The sequence below is a fragment of the Leptolyngbya sp. NK1-12 genome, assembly GCF_032598965.1.
GTDB lineage: Bacteria > Cyanobacteriota > Cyanobacteriia > Elainellales > Elainellaceae > Elainella.
Genome location: NZ_CP053586.1, coordinates 4313667 through 4337493 on the forward strand (window position 1 = coordinate 4313667; position 23827 = coordinate 4337493).

24 protein-coding genes and 1 pseudogene are annotated in these 23827 nt (G+C 51.6%); 14 read left to right on the forward strand and 11 right to left on the reverse strand.

Going from position 1 to position 23827, the window contains the following annotated elements; translation table 11 throughout:
• The first annotated feature begins 8 nt into the window (after positions 1 to 8).
• From radC to HJG54_RS18375, 5 genes are all read left to right on the forward strand, one after another.
• On the forward strand, positions 9 to 740 hold the full coding sequence (gene radC, locus HJG54_RS18355) for a RadC family protein (protein ID WP_316430504.1): 732 nt from the start codon (positions 9 to 11) through the stop codon (positions 738 to 740).
• A 166-nt stretch (positions 741 to 906) separates the two neighbouring features.
• Entirely contained in the window at positions 907 to 1245 is a 339-nt protein-coding gene (locus HJG54_RS18360) for an STAS domain-containing protein (RefSeq protein ID WP_316430506.1), read from the forward strand.
• A 183-nt stretch (positions 1246 to 1428) separates the two neighbouring features.
• Positions 1429 to 1932: a ribonuclease III domain-containing protein gene (locus HJG54_RS18365; protein ID WP_316430507.1), complete on the forward strand. Its 504-nt coding sequence runs from the start codon at positions 1429 to 1431 to the stop codon at positions 1930 to 1932.
• A 214-nt stretch (positions 1933 to 2146) separates the two neighbouring features.
• Entirely contained in the window at positions 2147 to 3307 is a 1161-nt protein-coding gene (gene rlmB, locus HJG54_RS18370) for a 23S rRNA (guanosine(2251)-2'-O)-methyltransferase RlmB (protein ID WP_316430508.1), read from the forward strand.
• Between the two features lie 115 nt (positions 3308 to 3422).
• Positions 3423 to 3707 carry a DUF1816 domain-containing protein gene (locus tag HJG54_RS18375; protein ID WP_316430509.1) on the forward strand — a complete coding sequence of 95 codons (285 nt, stop codon included), beginning with the start codon at positions 3423 to 3425 and terminating at the stop codon, positions 3705 to 3707.
• Here the strand turns inward: HJG54_RS18375 and HJG54_RS18380 are convergent.
• The gene (locus HJG54_RS18380; RefSeq protein WP_316430510.1) at positions 3691 to 4539 is read right to left on the reverse strand and encodes an alpha/beta fold hydrolase; all 849 of its coding nucleotides are present in this window, start codon (positions 4537 to 4539) and stop codon (positions 3691 to 3693) included. The two genes, HJG54_RS18375 and HJG54_RS18380, sit on opposite strands and share 17 nt — an antisense overlap.
• 233 nt (positions 4540 to 4772) lie before the next feature.
• Between HJG54_RS18380 and HJG54_RS35495 the strand changes: the two are divergent.
• A pseudogene (locus tag HJG54_RS35495) lies at positions 4773 to 4964 on the forward strand (IS3 family transposase); the annotation flags it as partial.
• Between the two features lie 330 nt (positions 4965 to 5294).
• Here HJG54_RS35495 and HJG54_RS18390 read toward each other — a convergent pair.
• The 6 genes from HJG54_RS18390 to cobS form a co-directional block, all read right to left on the reverse strand.
• The gene (locus HJG54_RS18390; protein WP_316430511.1) at positions 5295 to 5543 is read right to left on the reverse strand and encodes a DUF433 domain-containing protein; all 249 of its coding nucleotides are present in this window, start codon (positions 5541 to 5543) and stop codon (positions 5295 to 5297) included.
• Positions 5544 to 5911: 368 nt separating this feature from the next.
• A complete protein-coding gene (locus tag HJG54_RS18395) occupies positions 5912 to 6154 on the reverse strand; it encodes a hypothetical protein (protein WP_316430513.1) in 243 nt (80 codons plus the stop codon).
• Positions 6155 to 6223: 69 nt separating this feature from the next.
• A complete protein-coding gene (locus HJG54_RS18400) occupies positions 6224 to 8251 on the reverse strand; it encodes a pentapeptide repeat-containing protein (protein ID WP_316430514.1) in 2028 nt (675 codons plus the stop codon).
• Positions 8252 to 8261: 10 nt separating this feature from the next.
• The gene (locus HJG54_RS18405) at positions 8262 to 9011 is read right to left on the reverse strand and encodes a CHAT domain-containing protein (RefSeq protein WP_316430516.1); all 750 of its coding nucleotides are present in this window, start codon (positions 9009 to 9011) and stop codon (positions 8262 to 8264) included.
• 93 nt (positions 9012 to 9104) lie between these two features.
• A complete protein-coding gene (locus HJG54_RS18410; protein ID WP_316430517.1) occupies positions 9105 to 9977 on the reverse strand; it encodes a 6-carboxytetrahydropterin synthase in 873 nt (290 codons plus the stop codon).
• Between the two features lie 299 nt (positions 9978 to 10276).
• The gene (cobS, locus tag HJG54_RS18415; protein WP_316430518.1) at positions 10277 to 11044 is read right to left on the reverse strand and encodes an adenosylcobinamide-GDP ribazoletransferase; all 768 of its coding nucleotides are present in this window, start codon (positions 11042 to 11044) and stop codon (positions 10277 to 10279) included.
• Positions 11045 to 11511: 467 nt separating this feature from the next.
• Here cobS and HJG54_RS18420 point away from each other — a divergent pair, with 467 nt between their 5' ends.
• The 8 genes from HJG54_RS18420 to HJG54_RS35500 all read left to right on the forward strand — a co-directional run bounded on the left by HJG54_RS18420 (position 11512) and on the right by HJG54_RS35500 (position 17903).
• Positions 11512 to 11970, forward strand: coding sequence for a hypothetical protein (locus HJG54_RS18420; protein ID WP_035997326.1), 459 nt, complete (start codon positions 11512 to 11514; stop codon positions 11968 to 11970).
• Between the two features lie 103 nt (positions 11971 to 12073).
• Positions 12074 to 13210, forward strand: coding sequence for a tRNA guanosine(34) transglycosylase Tgt (gene tgt / locus HJG54_RS18425; protein WP_316430521.1), 1137 nt, complete (start codon positions 12074 to 12076; stop codon positions 13208 to 13210).
• A gap of 38 nt (positions 13211 to 13248) precedes the next feature.
• On the forward strand, positions 13249 to 13671 hold the full coding sequence (locus HJG54_RS18430) for a (2Fe-2S) ferredoxin domain-containing protein (RefSeq protein WP_316430522.1): 423 nt from the start codon (positions 13249 to 13251) through the stop codon (positions 13669 to 13671).
• A gap of 396 nt (positions 13672 to 14067) precedes the next feature.
• A complete protein-coding gene (locus tag HJG54_RS18435; RefSeq protein WP_035997335.1) occupies positions 14068 to 14718 on the forward strand; it encodes a response regulator transcription factor in 651 nt (216 codons plus the stop codon).
• Positions 14719 to 14783: 65 nt separating this feature from the next.
• Complete coding sequence (locus HJG54_RS18440) at positions 14784 to 15371, forward strand: DUF4129 domain-containing protein (protein WP_316430524.1); 588 nt, start codon at positions 14784 to 14786, stop codon at positions 15369 to 15371.
• Positions 15368 to 16573, forward strand: coding sequence for a DUF4350 domain-containing protein (locus tag HJG54_RS18445; protein WP_316430525.1), 1206 nt, complete (start codon positions 15368 to 15370; stop codon positions 16571 to 16573). Before HJG54_RS18440 ends, HJG54_RS18445 begins: the two co-directional genes overlap by 4 nt.
• 132 nt (positions 16574 to 16705) lie before the next feature.
• Positions 16706 to 17656 carry an AAA family ATPase gene (locus tag HJG54_RS18450; protein WP_316430526.1) on the forward strand — a complete coding sequence of 317 codons (951 nt, stop codon included), beginning with the start codon at positions 16706 to 16708 and terminating at the stop codon, positions 17654 to 17656.
• A 61-nt stretch (positions 17657 to 17717) separates the two neighbouring features.
• Entirely contained in the window at positions 17718 to 17903 is a 186-nt protein-coding gene (locus tag HJG54_RS35500; RefSeq protein WP_420717263.1) for a DUF29 family protein, read from the forward strand.
• Between the two features lie 12 nt (positions 17904 to 17915).
• Here the strand turns inward: HJG54_RS35500 and pckA are convergent, their stop codons facing one another.
• From pckA to HJG54_RS18470, 4 genes are all read right to left on the reverse strand, one after another.
• Entirely contained in the window at positions 17916 to 19625 is a 1710-nt protein-coding gene (gene pckA / locus HJG54_RS18455; RefSeq protein WP_316430528.1) for a phosphoenolpyruvate carboxykinase (ATP), read from the reverse strand.
• 684 nt (positions 19626 to 20309) lie between these two features.
• Entirely contained in the window at positions 20310 to 21977 is a 1668-nt protein-coding gene (locus HJG54_RS18460) for an LCP family protein (RefSeq protein WP_316430529.1), read from the reverse strand.
• 126 nt (positions 21978 to 22103) lie between these two features.
• Complete coding sequence (locus HJG54_RS18465) at positions 22104 to 22475, reverse strand: hypothetical protein (RefSeq protein ID WP_316430530.1); 372 nt, start codon at positions 22473 to 22475, stop codon at positions 22104 to 22106.
• A 54-nt stretch (positions 22476 to 22529) separates the two neighbouring features.
• Positions 22530 to 23816 carry a serpin family protein gene (locus HJG54_RS18470; protein WP_316430531.1) on the reverse strand — a complete coding sequence of 429 codons (1287 nt, stop codon included), beginning with the start codon at positions 23814 to 23816 and terminating at the stop codon, positions 22530 to 22532.
• Positions 23817 to 23827: the final 11 nt, after the last annotated feature.

Sequence of the window (23827 nt, forward strand, 5' to 3'; positions counted from 1 at the left end):
GCCCTGCTATGACCTACAGCCTGCGAATTGCCGATCTACCCAGTACCGAACGACCGCGTGAACGCCTAATGGCGCATGGAGCCAAAAGTTTAACCACCGCAGAACTGCTGGCGATTCTGTTGGGGACAGGACAGGGCGCGGGCAAACTGTCTGCCGTGGGGCTGGGGCAGTACATTCTGCAAAAGCTGGGCGAACATAAGCGAGACCCATTAGCAGCACTGCGGGAAGTCAGTGTGCATGAGTTGACCCAGATTCCCGGCGTTGGTCCGGCTAAGGCGACGACGATTTTAGCAGCGATTGAGTTGGGCAAGCGGGTGTTGGCCGCAGCTCCGACTGAGAAGACGGTGATTGATGACCCCGCAGTGGCCGCAGCCGTATTGAGTGCCGATCTAATGTGGCAGGCGCAGGAACGATTCGCCATCCTGCTGCTAGATGTGAAGCATCGCCTGTTGGGCACCCGAATTATCAGCATTGGCACCGCCACCGAAACATTGGCCCATCCACGCGAGATTTTTCGGGAGATTATTCGCCAAGGCGGCGTGCGGGCGGTGGTAGCTCACAATCATCCCTCTGGCAATGTAGACCCCAGTCCCGAAGATATTGCTTTGACACGCCAACTGCTTCAGGGCGGGCAGCTATTGGGCATTCCGCTGCTGGATCACCTGATTTTGGGCAATGGCAACTATACCAGCCTGCGGCAGACGACAACCCTCTGGCAGGACTACCCGCAAGGAGATTGATTCTCGCTATACTGAATTGAATTATCAACCTTGAGGTAAAGTTGAGGGTTAGCTTGCATATGGCAAGATCCTGACTTATACTTAAACCTCGAATTATTTGTTTTCCTGTGACTGCTTTGGTAGCGAGGAGGGTCCTATTCCAGACACACTTACCCTGACCGTCAGTTTGAGAGGCACTCGCGAAGTTAGGGACAATTGCCAACTGTTTCGCCTTGCTGGGTTGCTAGACGCATTTTCTGAGCCAACCTTCCGCAAGGTGCTAGATAAGTTTGTCGAAGAAGGTCCCAAGAATTTTGTTCTAGACCTCTCTCAGATCGATTTTGTTGACAGCTCTGGTCTCGGTGCCCTCGTTCAGCTTGCCAAAAAAGTGCAGAATGCGGGTGGCACGCTGCAAATCGTAACCAATCCTAGAGTCACACAAACTGTGAAGCTAGTCAGGCTAGAGCAGTTTTTGTCTCTTCAGCCCTCTGTAGAGATTGCCCTAGAGAATATCAAGGCAAAGTAGAGACGTTTTGCGAAACGTCTGTACGATAGAGGTTTAAATTAGGCAGCAGTAGAGACGTTTTGCGAAACGTCTGTACAGTCGCAAAACGTCTGTACGATATCGGAGGTTTAAGGCAGGCGTATTTAGTCGAATTTTTGATGAATTTGAAACAGCCCTATTTCGTCGGGATCAGCCAGAGGCAAGGTGACTTCAAATGAACATTCTGGCTCGAAAACACTGGCAGACAGGCAGTTGATCGGCCTGTCTGCTGCTTTGTTGTCTAGCGAGGCTTCTCCCCTCAATCGGTTGGTCCAGATTCAGCAGCTCTCTCCAGCAGCCCTAGCCTATATTGGAGATGCGGTGTATGAACTATATGTACGCACCCATTACCTTCTGCCGCCGAAAAAGCTGCATACCTATCACGAACAGGTGGTGGCGCAGGTACGGGCCGAAAGCCAAGCCCGTCACTTGCAATCGCTTCAGCCTCACCTGACCGAAGCCGAGTCCGACCTGATTCGTCGCGGTAGAAACGCCGCCTCCAAGCGCCAAAAGCGAGTTGATGCCGAAATCTATCAGCAAGCCACTGGTCTAGAAACCCTGCTCGGCTATCTGTATCTTTGCGATCCCGAACGATTGGTAGAGCTTTTGGGTCAGCTCCAACTGATGAGCGAAGAGACGACCGAAGCAATGCCTGCCTCGCCTGTGTAACCTGTTGTAGGGTTGCCTGTAACCGGTGAGAGATCATCTGGTGCAGGCGAGATTACTCATCCAGTGATGCAGGAGGCCAGATTTTAGTTTGCCTGAGTGTGGCCGGAGGAGATAGCCGAGCATGGCTAAATTTCAAGCCTTGATTGCACCAAATCATCAATATCAAAACAGACTTTCAGAATAAACCTTCAGAACAGACAAGGAACTGAACCTCATGGAAAAACAGCGCCGCACCCCCAAGACCTCCAAGCCATTTCGCAAGTCAGGCAAAGCCGATAAGTCGGGAGCAAAACCCAACGCCAAACCCAGTGCAAAAACGAATGGCAAACCAGACGCACCTAAATTAGCCAAACCTGGCCCCAAAGGTCGCAGCACAGCTCGGCGATCCCGTCCGGCAGAATTCGAGGATCGGTTCGATAAACCCCGTCGTCCCCGCTCTCAATCCGGTGCTGCAGAGGCCAAACCGCAACGGCGGCATCAGCGATCCCACGAAACGAGATCGCCCGAATCAAGAGACCATACACCAAACCTCAATGATGCCAGGGAAACGTCATCTCCTTCCTCTGTGACTCTAGCCAGCGAAACCGACAATGATCTGATCTATGGTCGTCACAGCGTTCTGGCTGCCCTGGATGGCGAGCGCTCCCTGAACCGGATCTGGGTAACCTCAAAGCTGCGCTATGATCCCCGCTTTCATGGCTTGCTGACCCAGGCCAAAGCAGATGGTGCCGTGATCGACGAAGTAGATTACCGCCGCTTAGACCAAATCACCCACGGAGCCACCCATCAAGGTATTGCAGCTCAGGTGGCATCCTATGCCTATTTAGAATTGAGTGAGCTGATTCAGCAGGCAAAGGCAGTTACCGATCAGCCGATTCTAGTCGTCGCCGATGGCATTACCGATCCCCACAATCTGGGCGCTATTATTCGCACCGCAGAAGCATTGGGTGCCCAAGGCCTAGTGATCCCGCAACGTCGCGCCGCTGCTGTTACTTCTACTGTGGCCAAGGTGGCTGCCGGAGCTTTAGAAACTTTTCCAGTTGCAAGGGTTGTCAACTTAGGGCGAGCCTTGGAAGAATTAAAAAGTGCTGGTTTTTGGATTTACGGCACCGTTGCTGAAGCTGATCAGCCCGTTGATGCTGTAACGTTCAGCGGAGCGATCGCGCTGGTGATTGGTTCGGAAGGTGAAGGGCTGGGTCTGCTCACGCAAAAAGCTTGTGATGCGCTGGTTTCAATTCCATTACAGGGTCATGTTCCAAGCTTGAACGCCTCTGTTGCCGCTGGTATGGTGCTCTATGAAGTTTTTCGGCAGCGACGATCCCAGCGATTTCATCTCAAAACCGTATCAAAAGAGGCTTTGCAAAAGCATGTGTAACACAGTATAAACAGAGTGTAAAAAAGATTGATGGTGCGGGCGGCCCTATTAGGGTGGCGGCAGGTCTTCGGCATGTAGCTCTATGTCATCGCATCCGGCAAACTGGTGAGAGCATATGAATGAACTTTGGTTGAGCACGCTGGAATTTCTTGGTCTGGCTTGGTGGATTGAAATCACCACGGAATCGCCGAATTGTACATATTACTTTGGCCCCTATGCCAGTGCGAGTGAAGCAGAGTCTGACCAGTCAGGCTTTGTCGAAGATTTGGAGCAGGAAGGCGCAAAAGCCATCCGGGTGACAATCAAGCGCTGCAAACCCAACCAGCTCACCATTTTTGATGAAACCACCGATGCCCAAGCCACCCGTGGCGTTTCACCGGCCTTTAGCGGTCAAATGTGATCATCTCTGGATGCTGAGCTATCCAAGCGTCGATATCCCTCAACACCTGATCGGGAATCTCCCACGGAAACAGGTGGGCCACTCCCTCATAGCAGTGAGTTTGGCAGTCGGGCAGCGCTTTGGCGGTTTCTAGGCTCGCTGCAGCGGTGATGTGCCGATCTTCGGTACCCGCCAGCATCAGCACTGGGCAGGTAATTTGGTCAAGATGGGCAAGGCGATTGTAGCCATTACGAATGGCCCGATTCAGGGCGCGACTAGCGGCAGCAGAGGTTTGCAAATAGGCCGAGGTGCCTTCTGCGGCCAAATACTGATAGGCCGCTGCCGTGTGCTGCTGAATCAGATAGCGGTAGAGTGAGCGTTTGCCAAAGGTATCAATGTTCCACTGCCAGCCCGGTTTGACTAGGTTGATCAGCGAAGCGATCCCGGTCAGCAAATTGTCTTCCCACGAAACCGGCGGATGACTGCTCCAAGGACGCGCTGCCGTTGCCACCAGAATCAAGCCGCTGATCCGCTCGGGAAACTTCAAGGCCAGCTCGATCGCAAAAATTCCCCCCAGTGACCAGCCCAACAGCAAACAGCGATCAATCTGCTGCTGGTCTAACAAAGCTTCTAAATCAATGAGGTGATCTTCTAATTCAAAATCATCCGTCGGGCGGCTGCCGCCATAGCCCCGCAGATCGGGAGCCAGGGTTTTGAAGCGTTTTGATAAATGCCGGGTGAACACCGACATGCTTTTTCCCGTACCCGGATGACCATGCAGGCACAAAATGGGATAGCCGCTGCCTTGAATGTAGGTATTGAGCGGAAAAGCGGAATTGGGTCTTAACTGCATATCCTGGAAATTCACTAACCTGAGGCTGTAAGCTAGAGCTGAAGCGCTGCTCTCCTTAGGTTAGCGGATATCGTTCAACTACGCTGCTTGTCCTGATTCGACCCATCACTCTAAGCTGCGGGAATCTCCTGTAGTGGGAGCAGCAGAGGCAATTGCTAGGACAATGCAGTAGCTGAGAGCTTTTTTAGAACACTCAAGAAGAGTTTGTTTATGCTTAAAGCTTTGCGACTAAGGAACTTGCTAAAACTGCAATCGTGACATGGATTGAGGTTTTCTATAATCGTCAACGCATCCATTCAACGTTGAATTATCTTTCCCCTATTCAGTTCCACGGCGTAAGCCTCAATCCGGCAAATCTTCGGTTAATGCCAGCACAGCCAAATTTTGGCTGTATTCATTTTGACCTCCGCTCTTTGAGTACGTAGCAAATGACTTGAGCAGGAGCAAGGAAATCTGCTTCAGTTAGGCCCACAGAACCAAAGCTAAAAGCGGTAAGCGCATCCATCCATCGTCTGGCGTTGCTCGGTTCCATATTTTGCAGCTCTTAACTTATCAACTTTACTAGCTTAGCAGTCTTCAGTTATGGCTATTTACTGACTGCCTGTTTTGCTGCTAAAACTCTCTGTACGCAATCCATCCAATCTTGCCAAGCAGCCGGATCAGCCGTTGTGCCATTCTGCTTGCTTTAGAGCAGCAACAGTGATTGGAGAAATGTGTATATCAGCCAGTAATCGGATGCTAAACACCCAAAATCCTCAAGCAGTGGGAACCAGCTGATCTGAAACTGCCCAAGCTGCATATTGCAAAGCCTGCTGGATATCTTCCGCCTCTAGTTCTGGGTAAGACTCCAACACTGCCTCTACAGACTGCATAGTTGCCAGCAGTTTGAGAATGAAGCTGACGGTGATCCGCATGTTGCGAATGGTGGGTTGTCCCAGACAAACGTTGGGATTAGTTGTAATGCGATCGAGCTTTTCCATACTTTGCAGCTTTTGACTTCTCATCTTCACTTTACTGGTTGAGCAGATAGAACGATCAACCTCACCGCCTCATCTACTCCCCCGCCTGCTTCGTCTTGCTTGCCTCATTCCCTTAATAAACCTAATCATGAGAGCCTAAATTTAGCAGGAGAATTGCCTCTTCTTTAGTTTCTGAATTCTCCACGAACTCAAACAAAATACGAAGTTTTAATCTATTGAACAGGACCAAACATCGGACAAGTCCCCGGACAATTTGTGAGTCCGCAAGCTGGAATGAAACGGATCTTCAGCAAGTTGATTTAATGTCTGCTCAATAGCAGAACGCAGTTGGAGATTTTGACGAACCAAACGTTTGAAAGCCCGTAGCGATTTGGGTGTCCAACCGATCGTTCTCAATCGTCCAACTCCGCTAGAAAATCAGAGACAGAACCAAAGCGGACCTTTCCTTCCGCATATTCTTGCCGCACTTCTGCAATTTCTTGACTTAAGGCTTGGCGTTGCTGATCTGCCAGTCGTCGCTGTATCAGTTGGAGAAGGGCTCGCTGATCTTCGAGTGACAATGCCTCAACTGCTTCGATCGCTTGTTGAAACGCGGAACTGCTGTAAGTCGTAGTGAGTGAGTCAGGCTGGGACATAGAAAGGATCTTATTCTTGTGACTCTATCGTATCTGATTGGGTTTGACGAGCACTCCTCACTGCCTCATCTACTTCTCCACCACCTGCTTCGTCTTGCAGTCCTTCAACCCCACCTGCTGACAAAACGCTGAATCATAGACTGCCTGCTCCCAATTCTTGGCAGATTTCACTTGTTCAGGAGTTAAACCTTCAGCACCTCTGAAGTCAGTGCACTGTTGAATAAGGCAACTGAGGGTGGCACCGCTGAGGGTGGTACCGTAGAGGTCGGCACCGAGGAGGTCAGCGAATTTGAGGTCGGCACCGAGGAGATAGGCACCGCTGAGGTCGGCGAATTTGAGGTCGGCACGGCTGAGGTCGGTACTGTCGAAGTTGACATAGCTGAGGTCGGCATCGAAAAGGTCGGTACCGCTGAGGTCGGTACTGCTGAGATCGGCACAGTCACCGAACAAAACTGTTCCAAGGATTATCTCTTTCTCTTGGCATCCTTCTGTCAGTATTTCCAATGCTTCTCGTGTACCCGCATCTTTTGCTTTTACAGTTTCCCAAGCGCGGATGTATTTCTGTTGTCTCAATTGAGGTACTACAGCCGCGTATACAATCATGATCGGAATCAGCAAGAGACTCGCTAACTTAAGCTGGTTTGTTCGAGTATTGCGGCGGCTTTTCTGAATGAATTCTTGCGCTTGATTCGAGAGCTTTAGATGATCCGCCTGCTCTTTCTGAAAAACTCGTGCCTCCTGTAACCGTTTCCCCTGAAGCAGATAATCTTTCGATTTCTTTTCTGCCCAGCGTTTTGCCTGTGCTTCAATTTCGTTTTTCTGGAGCAGTTCTTTCCGGTCGGTATCAATCCACTGGCGTAAGGTTCGCCACTCACGAATCAGGGCTTCATGGACGACTTCAACGGTTTCTTCGTTTGTCTGATCATTTCGTCCTGTCACCACCAACCGACAGTCGGCTAAGCCACCTTTACCGGTGATCAGTTGCCAACAGTCATCGCTAATTTCGGCACGAGTTACTAACCGGCGCGTATCTGCGGTGCCTTCTCCAAGCTGGACGAGTTGAACGAAAATTTGCTGGGCTTGCTTCTGCTCAGGTTCGGTCAGTTTGCTGTAAATGGCTTCTGCGTGATCGGCTAGGGCTTGTTTGACGCCGCCAATTTCGCTGTAGGATTCATGGGTCAGTTCGCGGTTTTGCTGCTTGTCCCACAGGCGAGTCAGGGCAAACTCCAGCAGCGGCAGATTTCCTGGTTCCTTGCCGACATCTTCCAGAATCCGCTCGGTCAGTCCAGCCTCTAGTTTTACACCCATTTTCTCAGCTGGTTTTTCGATCGCCGCTTGCAGTTCCGCCTGATTCATCGAACCCAGTTTCAAGTCCGCATCCTGAAGCGCATCCACCAGCGGACGATAGGCATACGCCTGTCCACAAAAATCGGCTCGCAAAGTCAACACAACCTTACAAGGCGCATCTTTTACACCTGCCAGCAACAGATCCACGAAACGTTCTCGGTCGTCCTGGTTAGAAAGCGTGTACAGTTCCTCAAACTGATCGACTACCAGCAATACACGTTCTGTGCCTTTAGGAGCCTGTCGCAAAATTTCGGCAACCACATCTCGCAAGGACAGCGTTCCTTCTTGTAAATCCTTGGCGCGTTGGTTCAGCAAAATTAGCGGATCGAGATTGGGCACAGCCGATAGGGGCAACAATGCAGAAGTCAGGTTATGAAACGGGCGCGAATCTGGAAAACCGGGACGCAGCTTGAAAATGCACCAGCCGCCTTGCTCTAATAAATTCGGCAACAGTCCGGCAAACACCAGCGACGACTTACCGCTACCCGACGCTCCGACAACGGCAACCAGAGATTTCGTTTGTACCGCTTGCACTAAGCCTTGAGTGAAGACATCACGGCCAAAGAAAAACTCGACATGTTCTTCGTGGAAGGCAAACAAACCGCGATAGGGACAATCCGGCAGTTCTGCAGGTTTCGGTTCGGGTAATGGCGTCGCCTCAGCCTGACCCAGGTTCACGGTGTGGATCGTCACCTGACCACCCTGCACCACAATGCCAATCTTCTCAGCCAGCTTGTCTGATTCGTCCATAGAGCGCTGCCTACAGATTCAAGTTTTCGATCGAAACCATGCCGCCCTGAATCACGACTCCAACCGTGTCCGCCAGTTTTCCAGAATTTTGGGTCGGTGGTTGATCGCTCGACGGCATGGCTAGAGCCGGATTGTGTTTGAGGACTGGCGTATGTTGCTCTGGAATTCCGGCCAGTTGGATGGCAACTCGCGCTAACTCAAAGGCAAACTCGTAGCTCTCTCCGGCTGCCAATGCATCGTAAAAAGCCACCGCAAACGTAATCGCAGCCTTGTCGCCAATTGCTTGATTCATGCCGATTACATAGCGAATATGCTGCTGGATGGCCTCTGCCTGCACCTCTGAGTAGCAAGCGTTTAACAGTACACATTCCAAACCCTTACTGGCAAACAGCTTAAACAGACTCGCCAACGATGCTGAGTCAACTGACTTCGCCTGACCCGCTTCATTTTCAAAGACCAGTCCTGCCTCGGTTGAAGTTTGACCCACGGGTGCCAGTTTGCGCTCGCTTGCGCTTTCCGTCTGTACCACAGTTGATGGACCTTCTCCATGTCCCGAAAAATGCACGATCTGCGGCTGAAGATCCAGCATGGAGCGATAAAAATCTCGTACCCGAACAGCCCATCTCGCCTTCAGTTCAAACTGCTCTCGATACCGGGAACGGCGCAATCCTTCTTCGATTTCTCGGACTTCTTCACCCAAACGCAGTTCCGAAGAGTTTTCGGGATTGGCAGCAAGCACCAGAATTTTGCAAATAGACATAACAAAACCAGGAGTAGAAGCTGTGTCAACACTATAGCCTCAGACTCCTGGCTGCTAATTGCTACGCTTCACATTACTAAACCAATCCAGCCGTTAGGCTTGCGCTAAAACAGGTTCCCGCACTTCACTGGCGCTGGTCGATTCTGGCTCATAGGTGCAATACACCTCACAGGAATTGTTTGGGCTTTCGATCAGCTTGACTTTGTGGAGCTGTGCTCCAATTTCACGAATTGGCTGCTTCAGAATATCCCGAATATAAACCGCAATATTCTCAGCCGTTGGGACCACTTCCGCAAAATAGGGAATATCTTTGTTCAAAAAGGTGTGATCCAACGGCTCCACGATTAAATCATCTACAGCGTTCTGAAATGCTACCAAATCGGCAATCATACCTGTATGCGGATTGATTTCGCCCTTGATCGTGACTTCGAGATGGTAGTTGTGCCCATGTCCGTTAACACGAGCGCACTTGCCGTAGATTTCCGAGTTTTGCTCCAGCGTCAGAGATGGTAGCGCCAACCGGTGAGCAGCGCTAAAGTGCGTACTGATCGTCAAATAAGCTTCCATGCCGTTTCCCTCGTATTCTGCCCAAAGTTCAGGATGTTCAAATAGCTGAATGCGTACTAATGGCAGGTGGGGAGCCAAGCGCTGCCAGATCACCCGCGCCATATTTTCGGTCGTGGGCAAGGTTTGCCGGAACTCCTCCCAGGTATCGTTCAGGTAAGCAAAATCGAGCTGGCTCGTGACTTCTTTTTTGATCACCTGCTTCACATCCGACAGGTTCAGCACCATGCCATACTCGTCCAACTCACCCTCCATCGACACATACAGCACATAGTTGTGTCCATGTCCAGGAGCACGGGTGCACAGGCCAAACCGTTCCACATTTTCTGCTTCTGTCAGTTCAGGTAGCCAGTAGCGGTGACTTGCTGAAAACTGCGCCCGCCGATTAATGATGCACTTCATAGAGGAGCAAATTTGTTAAGTTCCGTAAACCTTTCTTTTAGAATAGCAGGTGACGAAAGGAGTTTTGAGTTTTGAGTTTTGAGTTTTGAGTTTTGAGTTTTGAGTTTTGAGTTTTGAGTTTTGAGTTTTGAGTTTTGAGTTTTGAGTTTTGAGTTTTGAGTTTTGAATTGGGTTGGCGGGTTGTGCAAAGTCATTCAATCCAACCAATGGGAGCTGAAGCAGTGAGGATATCTGGCTTCTCGCAAGCGAGTTATTTGCGCCGTGCATAGACTACAAACTCAACACCTAACACTCAACACTCAAAACTGCCCTCCCTCTGCCTGCACTATCACAAGAAGCACGAGTATGAAGGCTTCGGTCCACTCCACCACTGCTCCATAGGTATCGCCCGTGTGGCCGCCAAACTGACGAGCAAACCAAGCTGCAATCAGAAAGGCAATGCTGCTACCGAGACATAAACCCAGGCTCAACGGCCATAGCTGCACCGACATCGTTAGAGGTAAGGCACTCAGCCCCAGCAACAGCAGCAACGAGGGCACCGTATCCCAGAACGAGCGGATAGCTAGCTTGTGAAAGACTCCTTTTCCAGTTGGTTTGAGATAGGGATAGCGAAAAATGGCGACTTGCTGGCTCCAACGGCCCCAGCCTGCTGCAACGGGTAGAATCAGCCAGCGATAGCTCTGTAAATCAGATAAAGCCGCTGTTTTCAGTAACAGCAAGATGCCTGCCGCCATCACCCCAAAGGCTCCAGTCGTGCTCTCTGTCATTACTTCTAGGCGTCGCTTAGCATCGGGAACCGCCAAGCCATCAGCCGCGTCAATAGCTCCATCGAGATGCAGGCCACCGGTCACCCCAATCCAGACGACAACAATTACAGCACTGCGAGAGACAGGCGGCAGATGCAGCCAAGCCAAACCCCAATCAAGTAGCGCCAACAACCCACCAATCAGCACACCCACCGTTGGTGCGAAGCAAGCTACCCGTTCGAATTGAAGCGCCCAGGAAACCGGGACGGGCAGGCGGGTATAGAAAGCAATTGCTGCAAGGAAGGAAGGCAAGCCCAGCATAGTTGGATAATCCTAGCGGATGGATTCCAGGCAGTGAGTAGAACCGCTCAGCAAACCACCGCCAGCATTCAGATAATCCATCCCAGATTTACCCAAGGGCGACAGAGCGAGGCGTAAGACCCAAATAGGTGACCTGACTGGCTGAAAAGCATACCACCTGGACGCTCTAAAAGGTTCAGCACTCTGGCTGAATTTACAGAATCAAGTTGCGGCAATAATTGGAGATAAGCCAATGAATTGCCTATCCTTGAAGAACCGCTGGGATAGCTATTCAGGCCAACCCCTTACAGCAGGCTACTTACAGCAAGCAACCTAAATAGCCAACTAGAGCATAAATAAAGTTCCGTGAATTCTATCAAGAGGTTCAGGGGATTTCTAGGATAAGCTGGTTTTGTGAGTTTAAGTTATGAACCTCTCGTTGGCTGATAGGTCAACCTAGTGTCTGCGTTTCGACCAAGGCATTTTCTATGAGCTACGATCACCTTTCTGGAAATACGAAGCTGCCAGCCCCCTGCATTGTTGACACGGGCATCATTGTGAACAAGCAGGATATGCAGCGGCTTTTAGTCGATCTCAATCGGGTTCGCTACTGCTACAGCCAAGATGGACAGCTTTTGGTCGAAGACGAGGGCTATGTGCTGGAAGTGTTCTCAGACCCGCAGCGCTCTACCCTAGTGGCCAACCACACGCTCTACATCAATGTGTGCAGTTTCGACTATTTAGAGCTAAAGCGGTCGCCTGACCAGCAGCCCTGGTTTGACCTGATTCAAGAAAATCAGCACTTGCGGTTGATGCCGCTGTCTAACCCACTGCAAGAACAGAAAAACCGTAGCCTCAACGCGGCTGCTCTAGAAGCTGTCGTAGCTGAGGTGCTATCTGCTAGTTGGGATGTCCGCATTGATGATGACGATAGCTTTTCGTTTTGAGCGAGGGCTGAAGACTTTACAGGTTGTATCGCCTAACCTAGTCCAAGACGGGCCGTAGCTTGCTACGCTAGGTCAGTACTGTACTCGGATGCGATAGTCCAGCGTGAATTTTTCGTTTCAATCTCAGGCAAACTGCCAGCAAACTCAAGCCCGTGCCGGAATATTTTCAACGCCTCACGGTGTGGTCGAAACCCCCCGCTTCATGCCGGTGGGCACCTTAGCTAATGTAAAAACCCTGACGCCCGATCAGTTGCAAGCTACTGGGGCACAGATGATTTTGGCAAATACCTATCACCTGCATCTGCAGCCAGGAGAAAGCATTGTGCAGCAGGCGGGTGGATTGCATCGGTTCATGCATTGGCAGGGGCCAATTTTGACCGATTCGGGCGGTTTCCAAGTCTTTAGCCTGAGCGAGTTGCGTTCGATTACTGATGAGGGCGTCACCTTCCGTTCCCCCAAGGACGGTCAGTTTATTCATCTGACGCCAGAGAAATCGATTCAGATCCAAAATGCACTGGGAGCGGATGTGATTATGGCATTTGACGAATGCCCGCCCTATCCGGCTAGTCGGGATGCAGTCATAGAAGCGACCCATCGGACCTATCGCTGGCTAGAGCGTTGCATCGCGGCTCACCAACGGTCCGATCAGGCCCTGTTTGGGATTGTGCAGGGGGGCGTTTACCTGGATCTACGCCAGCAGGCCGCTAAGGATCTGATTGGCTTTGACTTACCTGGCTATGCCATCGGAGGCGTGAGCGTGGGCGAACCGGCAGAATTGATCGAGCAGATTGTCCGGGTGACAACGCCACTCCTACCGGCTAACAAACCGCGCTACCTGATGGGAGTCGGAACATATCGAGAGATGGTGCAGGCCATTGCCGCCGGAATTGATTTATTTGATTGCGTAATTCCGACTCGTTTGGCCCGCCACGGCAGTGCGTTAGTACGAGGAGAGCGCTGGAATCTCAAAAACGCTCGCTTCAAGGAAGATTTTACGCCCCTCGATGCAGATTGCCCCTGCTACACCTGCCGCCACTTCAGTCGGGCTTACCTCAGCCATTTGCTCAGATCTCAGGAAATTCTGGGCTACACCCTACTTTCAATTCACAATATCACCGAGCTGGTGCGGTTCACGGAACGAATTCGAGCCGCGATTCTAGCTAATCAGTTTGTAGAAGAGTTTGGCGATTGGCTCCAACCGAGTGAATCTCCAGCGGTTGCTCATTTCCGTTCGATATAATTGCTTCACTAATCCACTAGAGTTCTACAGGATCGTCCATGCCTCCCGACTGCGATCTGCTCGCGTCTGACTCTCTTCATACCTGTGTGAAAGCGCTGGGATTGCCCCAGATTCAGCGCCATGTTTTTATTTGTGCCGATCAAACCAATCCCAAATGCTGTAGCAAAACAGATAGTCTAGTCGCCTGGGACTACCTGAAGCAGCGGCTCAAGCAGCTCAAACTGGATCAGCCCACGGCAGAGCGGCCTTCTTGTGTGTTTCGCACCAAAGCCAACTGTTTACGAGTTTGCCAGCAGGGGCCGATTTTGGTCGTCTACCCGGATGGAGTTTGGTACCATAGCGCCACTCCGAAAGTGATCGAACGGATCATTCAAGAACATTTGCTAAGCAATCAGATCGTGCAGGACTATGCGTTTTTGGTTCACCCCTTGCCCCAACCCGCCGAGGTAGAGCCGAGCTGAAGCAGCAGGAAAGCGCCAATCGAGCCATGCCCGAACGCTGATTTTGTATGACTGAGGAAAAATTTTGCTGAGTCACGCTAACAACACTACCCGATTGGAGGAAAAGCAATATACAATATCGCGGTAGATAGACTCGTAGTTTCTACCTCTGACTTCGGAGCGTCGAGTGGTTCTCTGAGTTCAGTGAATTCACGGTTTGTCTTGACCGCCTCGGCTTGTGATTGAGTAGTTTCTCTCTTCAGATTTGTGAAATCTAGCTTCCAAAATTGAAATAGTGTGCCATCCACCCGTGCAATCAACCAAAGTCGTTTCAGCGATTTCGGCGTTGTGTAGAATTACTGGATATCATAATTGGCAGGTTTTGCTATTGACTCTGAACATAGCGAGTAGTTAAGCATGAGCAAGGAAACTAGCGTAGGAGAGCACAAGCGGCTGTTGCTGATTGATGACGATCCGAACTTAATTCTATTAGTCAAAGATTATTTGGAGTTTCGAGGGTACGAAGTCATTACCGCAGAAAATGGTCAAGATGCACTGGAGTTGCTGGATAACGAGACTCCAGACATGATCATTTGCGATGTGATGATGCCGCAAATGGATGGCTACTCACTGGTTGAGAATGTCCGCAAAAATCCTCGCACAAGCTGGATTCCAGTTCTATTCCTATCCGCTAAAGGGCAGAGTCAAGATCGGGTGAAGGGATTAAATACAGGGGCTGATGTCTACATGGTGAAGCCCTTTGAACCCGAAGAATTGGTAGCTCAGGTCGAGTCCTCACTCAAGCAGGCATCGCGCCTGATTCAGCGGCAAGACAAATCTACAGAAACCACACCCAAGATTCAGGTGCCCTTTGATGTAGAGCTGACTCCCACCGAGCTGCGGGTCGTTCAGTTTGTCGCACGAGGCATGGCAAATCGGGAAATTGCTGAGGAGCTGAACGTGAGCCAACGGACAATTGAAAGCCACGTCAGCAACATGTTGGGCAAAACTGGGCTGCATAACCGCACTGAACTAGCGCGTTGGGCGATCGAAAACAGCATGGCTTAAGATGATGGCTTAAGATGATGGCTTAGGTCATGATCTAGGCGCATCGCGTAGAGGACTTGTTCAACTTGGCTTCTGGCACTTTTGAAAAAACCAGCCTCAGCTGGCAGCTTCAGCAGCTCTCTCAACAAGTGGGCGAGTGGTTAGAGGGTCTGCTGCCGCGTAACGCCAGTGCCCCTACTGCCGGCATCCCTCAACTGCCAGAATGGTTGCTCGAGGGGCTATTTTGGCTGATGGTGATTGCCGCAATTGTGTGGGCCGGCTGGCAGCTCTACAGGCTGCTGGGTCCCTATTTAGCTGAGTTTTGGCAAGTTGAGCAGGTGGATGATCGAACGGGTGTGACTCCATCTCCGCAGCACACAGTTGCCGAATGGTTGCAGCAGGCCCGCCTAGCCCAGCAGCAGGGCGATTATCAAACTGCCTGTCGGGCACTCTATATGGCCAGCCTCCAGCAATTGAACGACCGCGGCATTTTGGCTCAACAGCTTAGTCGCACCGATGGGGAGTATCTCGATTTTCTGCAACTGCAAAACCTACCTCGGCCCTACCAGGTGTTAATCCAGACCCACGAGCGCCTCTGGTTTGATCAGGTCACTGCCTCCGCCGACACCTACGAACGCTGTTGGCAAGCCTATCAGGAGATTGAGCGGTCATGAACTGGAAAAACCGCTGGCTCTGGGTTGGCCTTCTGGTGCTACTGGCGATGATCTTGCTGAGCATCTTGGCCGCACCCCGTTCCTCATCGCTGCAGCAAGGTTCTACCTATAGTCGTGCTCCCAGTGGCTATGGAGCCTGGTATGCCTACATGGAACAGCAAAACCTGCCTGTTCAGCGCTGGCAGCGTCCGCTGGAGGAGTTGCTTCAAGCTCAACCTCCATCTGTAAAGCAAATCAGCACTTGGCATTTATCTGAGGGTAAAGCGGAGAGTGGCTTAATGGCCCAAGCTCCACTCTCACCCATCACCTTGGTTCGCATTAGCAGTGACCACAGGATGCTGGGAGGGTTTGACGAAGATTGGATTCGCCAGGGCAATCAGCTGGTTTTGCTTGGGGTGAGAACGGGTGTCACAAAGGCTCCTTTTCGTTCGGCTATCGCCAGTCCGGTCGGTGCAGTCAAAGTTGAAACTACCCGCCGATACAATCAGGCGGACAATGGCCGGGAGCGTCCAACCATTCGACCCCAATCAGTTCAACCTCGATTAAGCGATGCCTACGGCGCAGTTGTTTGGGAGCGGCAAATTGGTGAGGGGCGTGTGCTCTACAGCTCTACTCCCTATCTAGCCGCCAACGCCTATCAAGACGAACCCGGCAACTTTAAATTTCTAGCCGAGCTGGTTTCTAACCCCAGCTATCCGATCTATATCGATGAATATCTCCACGGCTATAAAGATCAAGAAGTAATTGCCGAAGCAGGGACAGAGAGTTTGGCTAGCTACCTCGCCAAAACCCCACTAGCGCTGCTGGCAATCCAGGCGGCGGTCTTGCTTCTGGTGCTGATTTGGGGCCATCGACGTCTGGGACCAGCGAAGCGGCTTGTAGAGCCAACGCTCGATAACAGCGAGGCTTATGTTCAAGCCCTGAGCCGTGTTCTACAAAAGGCAAATTGCAGCGATTTTGTAGTTCAAACCATCGGTAAGGCCGAACAATTCAGGCTACAGCGGGCACTTGGACTCGGCAGCGAACCAGTTGAGCCACAAACTTTAGTTGAGGCTTGGGTGCAGCAGACCGGACAGCCCGCAACTGAACTAGAGGCTGTTTTGGCTCCCCTAAACCAATCGCGCCGCTTAAGCAATCGAGAGCTGCTGCTATGGCTGGAGAACTTGCAAACTCTCCATCGTCAGTTAAACAGCATCAGTTAAACAGCGTCAGTTAAAGTAGTGCTGATATCACATGCTGATCTGGGACCTCTTCTGACTCCTGACTCCTGACTCCTGACTCCTGACTCCTGACTCCTAATTCAGCAGTACCAACTCATCGTATTCCATACCACCGTGAGCGAAATCCAACCCGTTTTTACCCAACTTGCTAAAGCATTGAGCCAAGTCGTCGTGGGTCAACCTGCCCTTGTGCAAAACTTAATCGTGGCCTTGCTTTCTGGCGGGCATGTGATTTTAGAAGGAGTGCCGGGTACTGGAAAAACCCTGACAGTCAAGGCGCTATCGCGGCTGGTGCAGGCCGAGTTTCGCCGGATTCAGCTAACGCCAGATGTGTTGCCATCAGACATCTTGGGCACCAATATTTTCGATTTCAATACCCGCACATTCATGCTCAAAAAAGGGCCCGTGTTTACGCAAATTCTGCTGGCCGATGAGATCAACCGCACGCCGCCCAAAACCCAGGCTGCTCTCCTCGAAGCCATGGAAGAACAGCAGGTGACGCTGGACGGAGAAAGCCTGCTGCTGCCCGATTTATTCTGGGTAATCGCCACACAAAATTCTCTGGAGTTTGAAGGCACCTACCCACTGCCGGAAGCCCAGCTCGATCGGTTCCTCTTCAAGCTGATTGTGGACTACCCAGACACCCAATCCGAACGGCAGATGCTGCTGAATGCCCAGGCCGGTTTGCAAACCAAACGCCTCGATCTAGAGAAACTGCAGCCCATTGCTACGGTAGAGCAGGTACTGCTAGCGCGTCAGGCAGTGCGGTCGGTGCGAGTGACAGAGGCATTGCTGGATTATTTGCTGGCTCTGGTGCAGCGGACTCGTCAACATCCAGATTTGGCATTGGGAGCTTCACCTCGCTCAGCTGTGGCTTGGCTCCAGGCGAGTAAGGCCAACGCTTGGCTATCAGAGCGGGACTATGTCACCCCCGATGATATTAAAGCCACTGCCTTTCCTCTATTGCGGCATCGTTTGATTTTGCGTCCAGAAGCCCAATTGGATGGGCTAAAAATGGATGGCGTGATCAGCGCTTTGTTAGGACAGGTTGCAGTACCGCGATAGGCCGGCCCTAGTTATAGCTTTTTCCACTCTGGTTTTTCCACCCTGGTAAGGTACGAGGGGTGTGGGGGCTTCGCCCCCACACAGGGGCACGGCCCCTCTTAAAAACTATCTCGCTGCCAATTTTGCGTCTGAATATCAGAATGGCAGACAGCTTTTTCTAAAGCAGACTGGGTTAGATGACAAACGGATTCCCGAAGCACCTTGGTTCACTCTAGAACAGGCTTTAGATGAAGACTGGCTCCCTTAAAATCTCGAACTGTTAAGCATCACTGTTGGGTGCAGCCGCAGCAATTTCAGGGCTAACGGTGGTGAATTGGGCAAAGTTTTTGGTAAAACTGCGGGCTAGGGCAATCGCCTGCTGGTCATAGGCAGCTGGATCGCTCCAGGTTTGTTTAGGATCTAGGACATGGGAGGGGACACCTGGCACAGATGTAGGTACCAGCACTTTGAAAATCGGATGGGGCTGATAGCTGACCTGCTCCAGTTCACCATTGAGCGCCGCTGCCACCATCGCTCGCGTATAGTCAATCGCAATTCGGTTTCCCACGCCGTAGCCGCCGCCCGACCAGCCGGTATTGATCAGAAACACCCGTGTTTGAGGATGCTGTTGCAGCCGTTGCCCCAACATTTCGGCATACACTACCGGCGACAAGGGGAAAAAGCACTGGCCGAAGCAGGCCGAAAATGTTGCTTGCGGGGTAGTGATGCCGCGTTCGGTTCCGGCTAGTTTGCTGGTGTAGCCCGATAAAAAGTGGTACATGGCTTGGGCTGTGGTGAGGCGGGCAATTGGAGGCAACACGCCAAAAGCATCAGCAGTCAGGAAAATAATCGTTTGGGGATGGGCACCCACTCCAGATCGCTCACAGTTGGGAATATGTTCTAGCGGATAGGCGGCTCTGGTATTCTCGGTGAGTTGCCCATTGTCATAATCGGGTACGCGCGTCACCGGATCGAGAATGACGTTCTCCAGCAAGGCCCCAAACGTAAGGGCCGACCAGATTTGCGGCTCGTGCTGCTGGGAAAGGTGAATTGTTTTGGCATAGCAGCCGCCCTCGAAATTAAAAATACCGTCATCAGACCAACCATGTTCGTCATCCCCGATCAGCCGTCGCTCTCCATCAACTGACAAGCTGGTTTTGCCAGTGCCTGACAGCCCAAAGAAGAGAGCCGTATCGCCCTTGTCACCTACATTGGCTGCACTGTGCATCGGCAGGACACCCCGCTTGGTCATGTGGTAGTTGAGCAACGAGAACACCGATTTTTTGATTTCTCCAGCATAGCGAGAGCCGCCAATCAGCACGATTCTTTTTGAGAGATGCAGAATGATAAACGCTTCGCTGTGTAAACCATCGAGTTCAGGATTTCCCTGTAAGCCGGGTAGGGCAATTACCGTAAAGTCAGGTCGGTGCTGCTGCAATTCTGGAGCAGAAGGGCGCAGAAAGAGTTGATGAGCAAACAGATTTTGGAACGCAAATTCATTGATCACCCGCACACCAAAGCGGTAGTTGGGATCGGCTCCGGCGTAACCATCGAAGACATAGAGATCCCGTCCTGCCACATAGGTTAGTGCTCGCTGGTAGAGCCGCTCAAACGTAGCTTCTGAGATGGGCACGTTGTGTTGATTCCAATCCACTTCGGCGCTGACAGTGGGATCATTGACAATAAACCGATCCTTAGGTGAACGTCCTGTATATTTACCAGTTTCTACACAGAGGGCACCGCTATTGCTGAGTTGGCCTTCGCCGCGTCGCAACGCATGCTCTACCAAGGCAGGCACCGCCAGATTACGATACACCTGCCCCAGATTTTTCATCCCCAGCGCTAGCAAACTGGCAGAGACGGACGGAGCTACCCCCAAGTTGGTAGGATTGCTAACGGAATCGCTACCAGCCAGTTCATCCTTCAGCCGAGATGACACCGATGCGGCACGAGACTGGGAATGATTCACTCGCGGATTGAGAGCTGTCATGCTTAAAACCTCCAATGGCTACAATCTCCCACGGTTGGGCAATAGACCTCTTGCAGGTGTCCTCTGGGGCAATAGGACGTTCAGATCAGTTCAGATCAAATGATGCGCATTTCAGAAAAGCAGAAGTCTGGTGGAGGGAGTTAAATTGAATGACACAAGCAGAAGCGCAAATTGAGGTAATTGCGAGTGATAGGCTAAACAACAGCTTGATTACAATCTATGTGTATAATCTAGAGAACCTTCTAGGAATTCTCGATAACTCTCAAGTAAAGAAACGAAACAAACCAATCGAATCACCTAAGATCATCGATAGACTATCGAGAATAATCAAGTTGAGAATAATCAAGCAGCAACTATAGAGACAATCACGCAAGCTACCTAGACGCCAATGCTGGCTATGTTGCTGGCCTAGCTAAGCCGAACAGCCTGTAAAAAACCATTCCAATTAACCATTCCAATTAACCAGTCGAATCAAATTGTTTGAGTAAAACAATCCGAATTCAAGCCAGCCTAAGCTAATTCAACTGCGCTAATCACCTCAGCCCATCAATCTAAAAACACCTCTCCGTACATTCTAGAGCGTTCAAATTTGCGCTAGGGCAATTGACATAAAATGCAATCTATGTTCTAGGGTGCCCTGGGCGATGCAATAGGAATGCTTCATTCTTCTTCACGTTCACCACTTCACTGAGCCATCGGTAATGGTTCAGATTCAGCAGATTGAAGTTCGGGGGATGCAGTCGGAATGGGTGCTGGACTATCCGCAGCGGGGGATTCTGGCACAGCAGGCTGAGGCGGGGGAAGAGTTGATTCTACGGCGTCAATGGGCACTGGACCGGCAGACGCGGGCGATGGAGCAATAGTAGCCTCATCGAATGCGGCCGGAGTTTCAGGAGAACTTGCAGGCAGCCGTGTGGGTTCAGGCTCAGGTATCCCTAATTCATTGGCAGGGGCGGGCATGGGTGCAGTCGGTGGTTCAGTGGCAGCAAGGGCATCGTTCCCCAAGCGAATCGTAATATCTGAATCAAGGCTGCCGGTGCTTTCAACTAGCACCTCACCGTATCCCAGGGATTGTTGAATCGCATGTGCCTTGTCAGCATCCCCTTGTTGGGCAATGATGCGAGTCACGGCTAACGGTTCAGCCCAGGGTTGATCTACAAAAATATCGCCATATCCCTGACTGCCCAGAGAGTTGATCAGCTTCTCAACAACTCCAGCCTCGTTAGTGCTGTCCTGAATCGCAATTGTCAGGTGATCGGAAGCCTCGGGGGGAGCAAAATTAGCTACTGCCACACCAAAGTATTGCCGCACCATAGACTCAATTTGGGCCTGATTGGGCAACCAGTAGCTCGCAGCAAATTCACTGCCAGAAAAACTGCCAGGTAGCATCAGCATTTGCATGTTAGAGCGATCGATCTGGGAGGCAAAGCCGGCCAACGCAATTAGCTCTTCCACACTCAGGTTGGTATCTAAATTGGACTGCACCACTGAGAGAATCTGGGGCAGACGAGCTAGGGTAGATGGTTTCAGGGCCTGTTCTCGCATGGCTCGCAGAAACATTTGCTGCCGCTGCACCCGGCCAATATCGCCATAGGCGTCATAGCGAAACCGCAAAAACTGAACTGCCTGAGCGCCATTCAGATGCTGTTCTCCCTGCTTCAGGTTGATATAGAGGTGCTGACTGTCATCCTGGTATTTCATGTCCTGCGGCACATAGACCGTGATGCCACCCAGCGCGTCGATCAGTTTTTCCACACCTAACACATTGATGCGTACATAGCGATCGATGCCCACACCGCCCAGCAAATCACTCGTAGAGCGAGCGGCCAACGCCGGACCGCCCAGCACATTTGCTTCATTGATTTTCGTCACACCAGCGCCGTCGATGTAGGTCCGGGTATCTCGCGGTACCGACAGAACTACAAGCTGTTGATTGGCTGGATTAAACCGCAGCAGCAGCATACTGTCGGTCAAGCCTTTAAGGGAGTTGATCGTCGCGTGATAGCCCAAGCCCTGGGCTTCCGGTGGCGGATCATCCACATCTGTAGCCAACACCTTGACGCCCAAAACCAGGATGTTTACCGGACGGGTTAGCTGCGGCAAGCGGAAATTCATGCCGGTCGAAATGTCCTTCTTGTTGAACACCTCGGATTCTTCTGCCGTTAGCTCGGTCTGCATCAGAGGGGTACCGGCAATAGCAACGGCTAGAAGTGCGCCTGCTGAAGCAGATAGGGCGGCCACACCGCAGAGTCCCAGTCCTAACCCCAACCAGCGCCACGTTCTAGAGCGACTAGAACGTGGCGGCGAAGCTGAAGGACTGGAGAAGGAGCTACGACTATTAGTAGTGGACACTAACTTCCTCACACGCTAGATATAGAGGTGGAACCTGAGTCAATTTAATATAGTCGCTTTAACAGCAAAATTCACTAGTTTTCCCACCTTGACAGAAAATTATTTAGTAGCACCCTCAATCAAACTTCAGGGCAGCCGATCACCCAACTGGCTCACCCCCGGTAATCTAAGGGATTTTCGCTGCCACAGACGCACCATCAGCCAGAGATTAACAAGAAAATAGCCAGAAGTCAGTAGGCTCGACAGAATTAGTAACGAAACAGTCGAAGCCATCGATGTACCCTCAGCCAACTGTGCCCCGGCCCCCAACAGCAAATAGCCCAGCACCCAAGCCGTCGTTAAGCTGACCACCAAGCGGCTGGCATTGCGCTGCTCTAAACTGCCTTGCTGACGATACAGCGTCCAGAGGGCAGGCAAAAAGCCAATCACCGGGATCAGGTAGACAAAAATTTGCAGCCGTTCCAGGTCGCGTTCTTTGTAGGGGTCGGGTGTGGGCATGGCCGAGGACAGAAAAGTAGACAGAAAAGCAGATGGACAAACAAGATTGTTACCCTATTCTGGCTCTACTACGGCTCCCATGAACAGCATCGTTCCAGTTTGGTTGTCGCGAATCGCATAGAAGAAGGGCCGATCCACCACCATCTGGAAGGGTTCATCCAGGCCAATTGAAGTCACTCGCACGCCAACGGAGGTCACAGCCGCTGCTTCGGTGCCTTCTTCGTTCACTTCGATAAAGGTTTTGTGCTTCACCTCGTCTACGGCAGTCGGTTCGCTGCTGAGCTGAGAGAAATCGGCCTGATCTGTAAAGATCACCCCCATGCCCAAGGCTGTTAGCGCCTCATTCAGCGTCTCTTCGTACTCGGATTTGAACTTGGGCAGTTGCAGCAGACCTTCCCGGCGGCGGAATTGCGGCATCCAGGTGTCCCAGTTTTCAGGTGTAAGGCCGCTATAGAACGCAGTCAGGCTAGAATTCGGGCGCGGCAGAAACACATACATGCTGAGGCGACGGTTGCCGTAGGGCAAACTCACGGCTTGAAACTGGTCGGTTTCGTAGTAAGCAAAATTGCCCTGTTGCGACATCATGGGATGCTGCTTTTGGTTGCCGTCGAGTAACTGAAAAGGCTGCTCGCTGGTGTTGCTGGGGTCGAATTGGGTGGTCCAGTTGCCCTTGAAGTAAACCGCATTGATCAGAAACAGCACCTGCTGGGGATCGATCTGGTCAATGATTTTAGTAATTTTGCCTTCGGTATTTTGGGCAACCCAGGCATTGATCCGATCAGGCGCGGCAGGGTCATTGAAATCTAGCTCGGTGATTTCGGCTCCGTAGAAGGTCTGATTCTGCTGCAAAAAATCTGGCTGGAACGAGAATCCAGACCGGCCCCAGAGGGAATTGGCTAGCTTTAGTTGCACTTGCGGATCGGCATTTTCTAACGTGGCTTCCAGCGCAGCACTGGCTTGGTTGAGATCCTGGACCGTCAGCCCCTTTAGTTCTAGGGCATTTGCCATCGCCTGCTGGGTATTGCCCGCAGCCCCGTTGTAGAGCATCGAGAGGGCGATCGCCACACTAGTGGGAGAGATCATGATATTGTCCGGCTGCTGCTGGACGAGCTGCGAAAACAGCTTGAAGCCAAAGCGGGTATGGGCCGCCGTCAGTTGGGGGTTAATATTCGCGTCAACATTCGGAGCAGGCATAGCATCTGGAGCAGGGGAGGGAGTAGGAGTGACAGTCGGGGTGGGCACTTGGGCAATCCCTTTGGGCATTAGCGGAACGCTGGCATGGGTGCAGCCCAGCACAGCCAATCCCAACAGTAAGGCCAGCCATCGGATTCGCGGTTTCATAGTCATCCTCA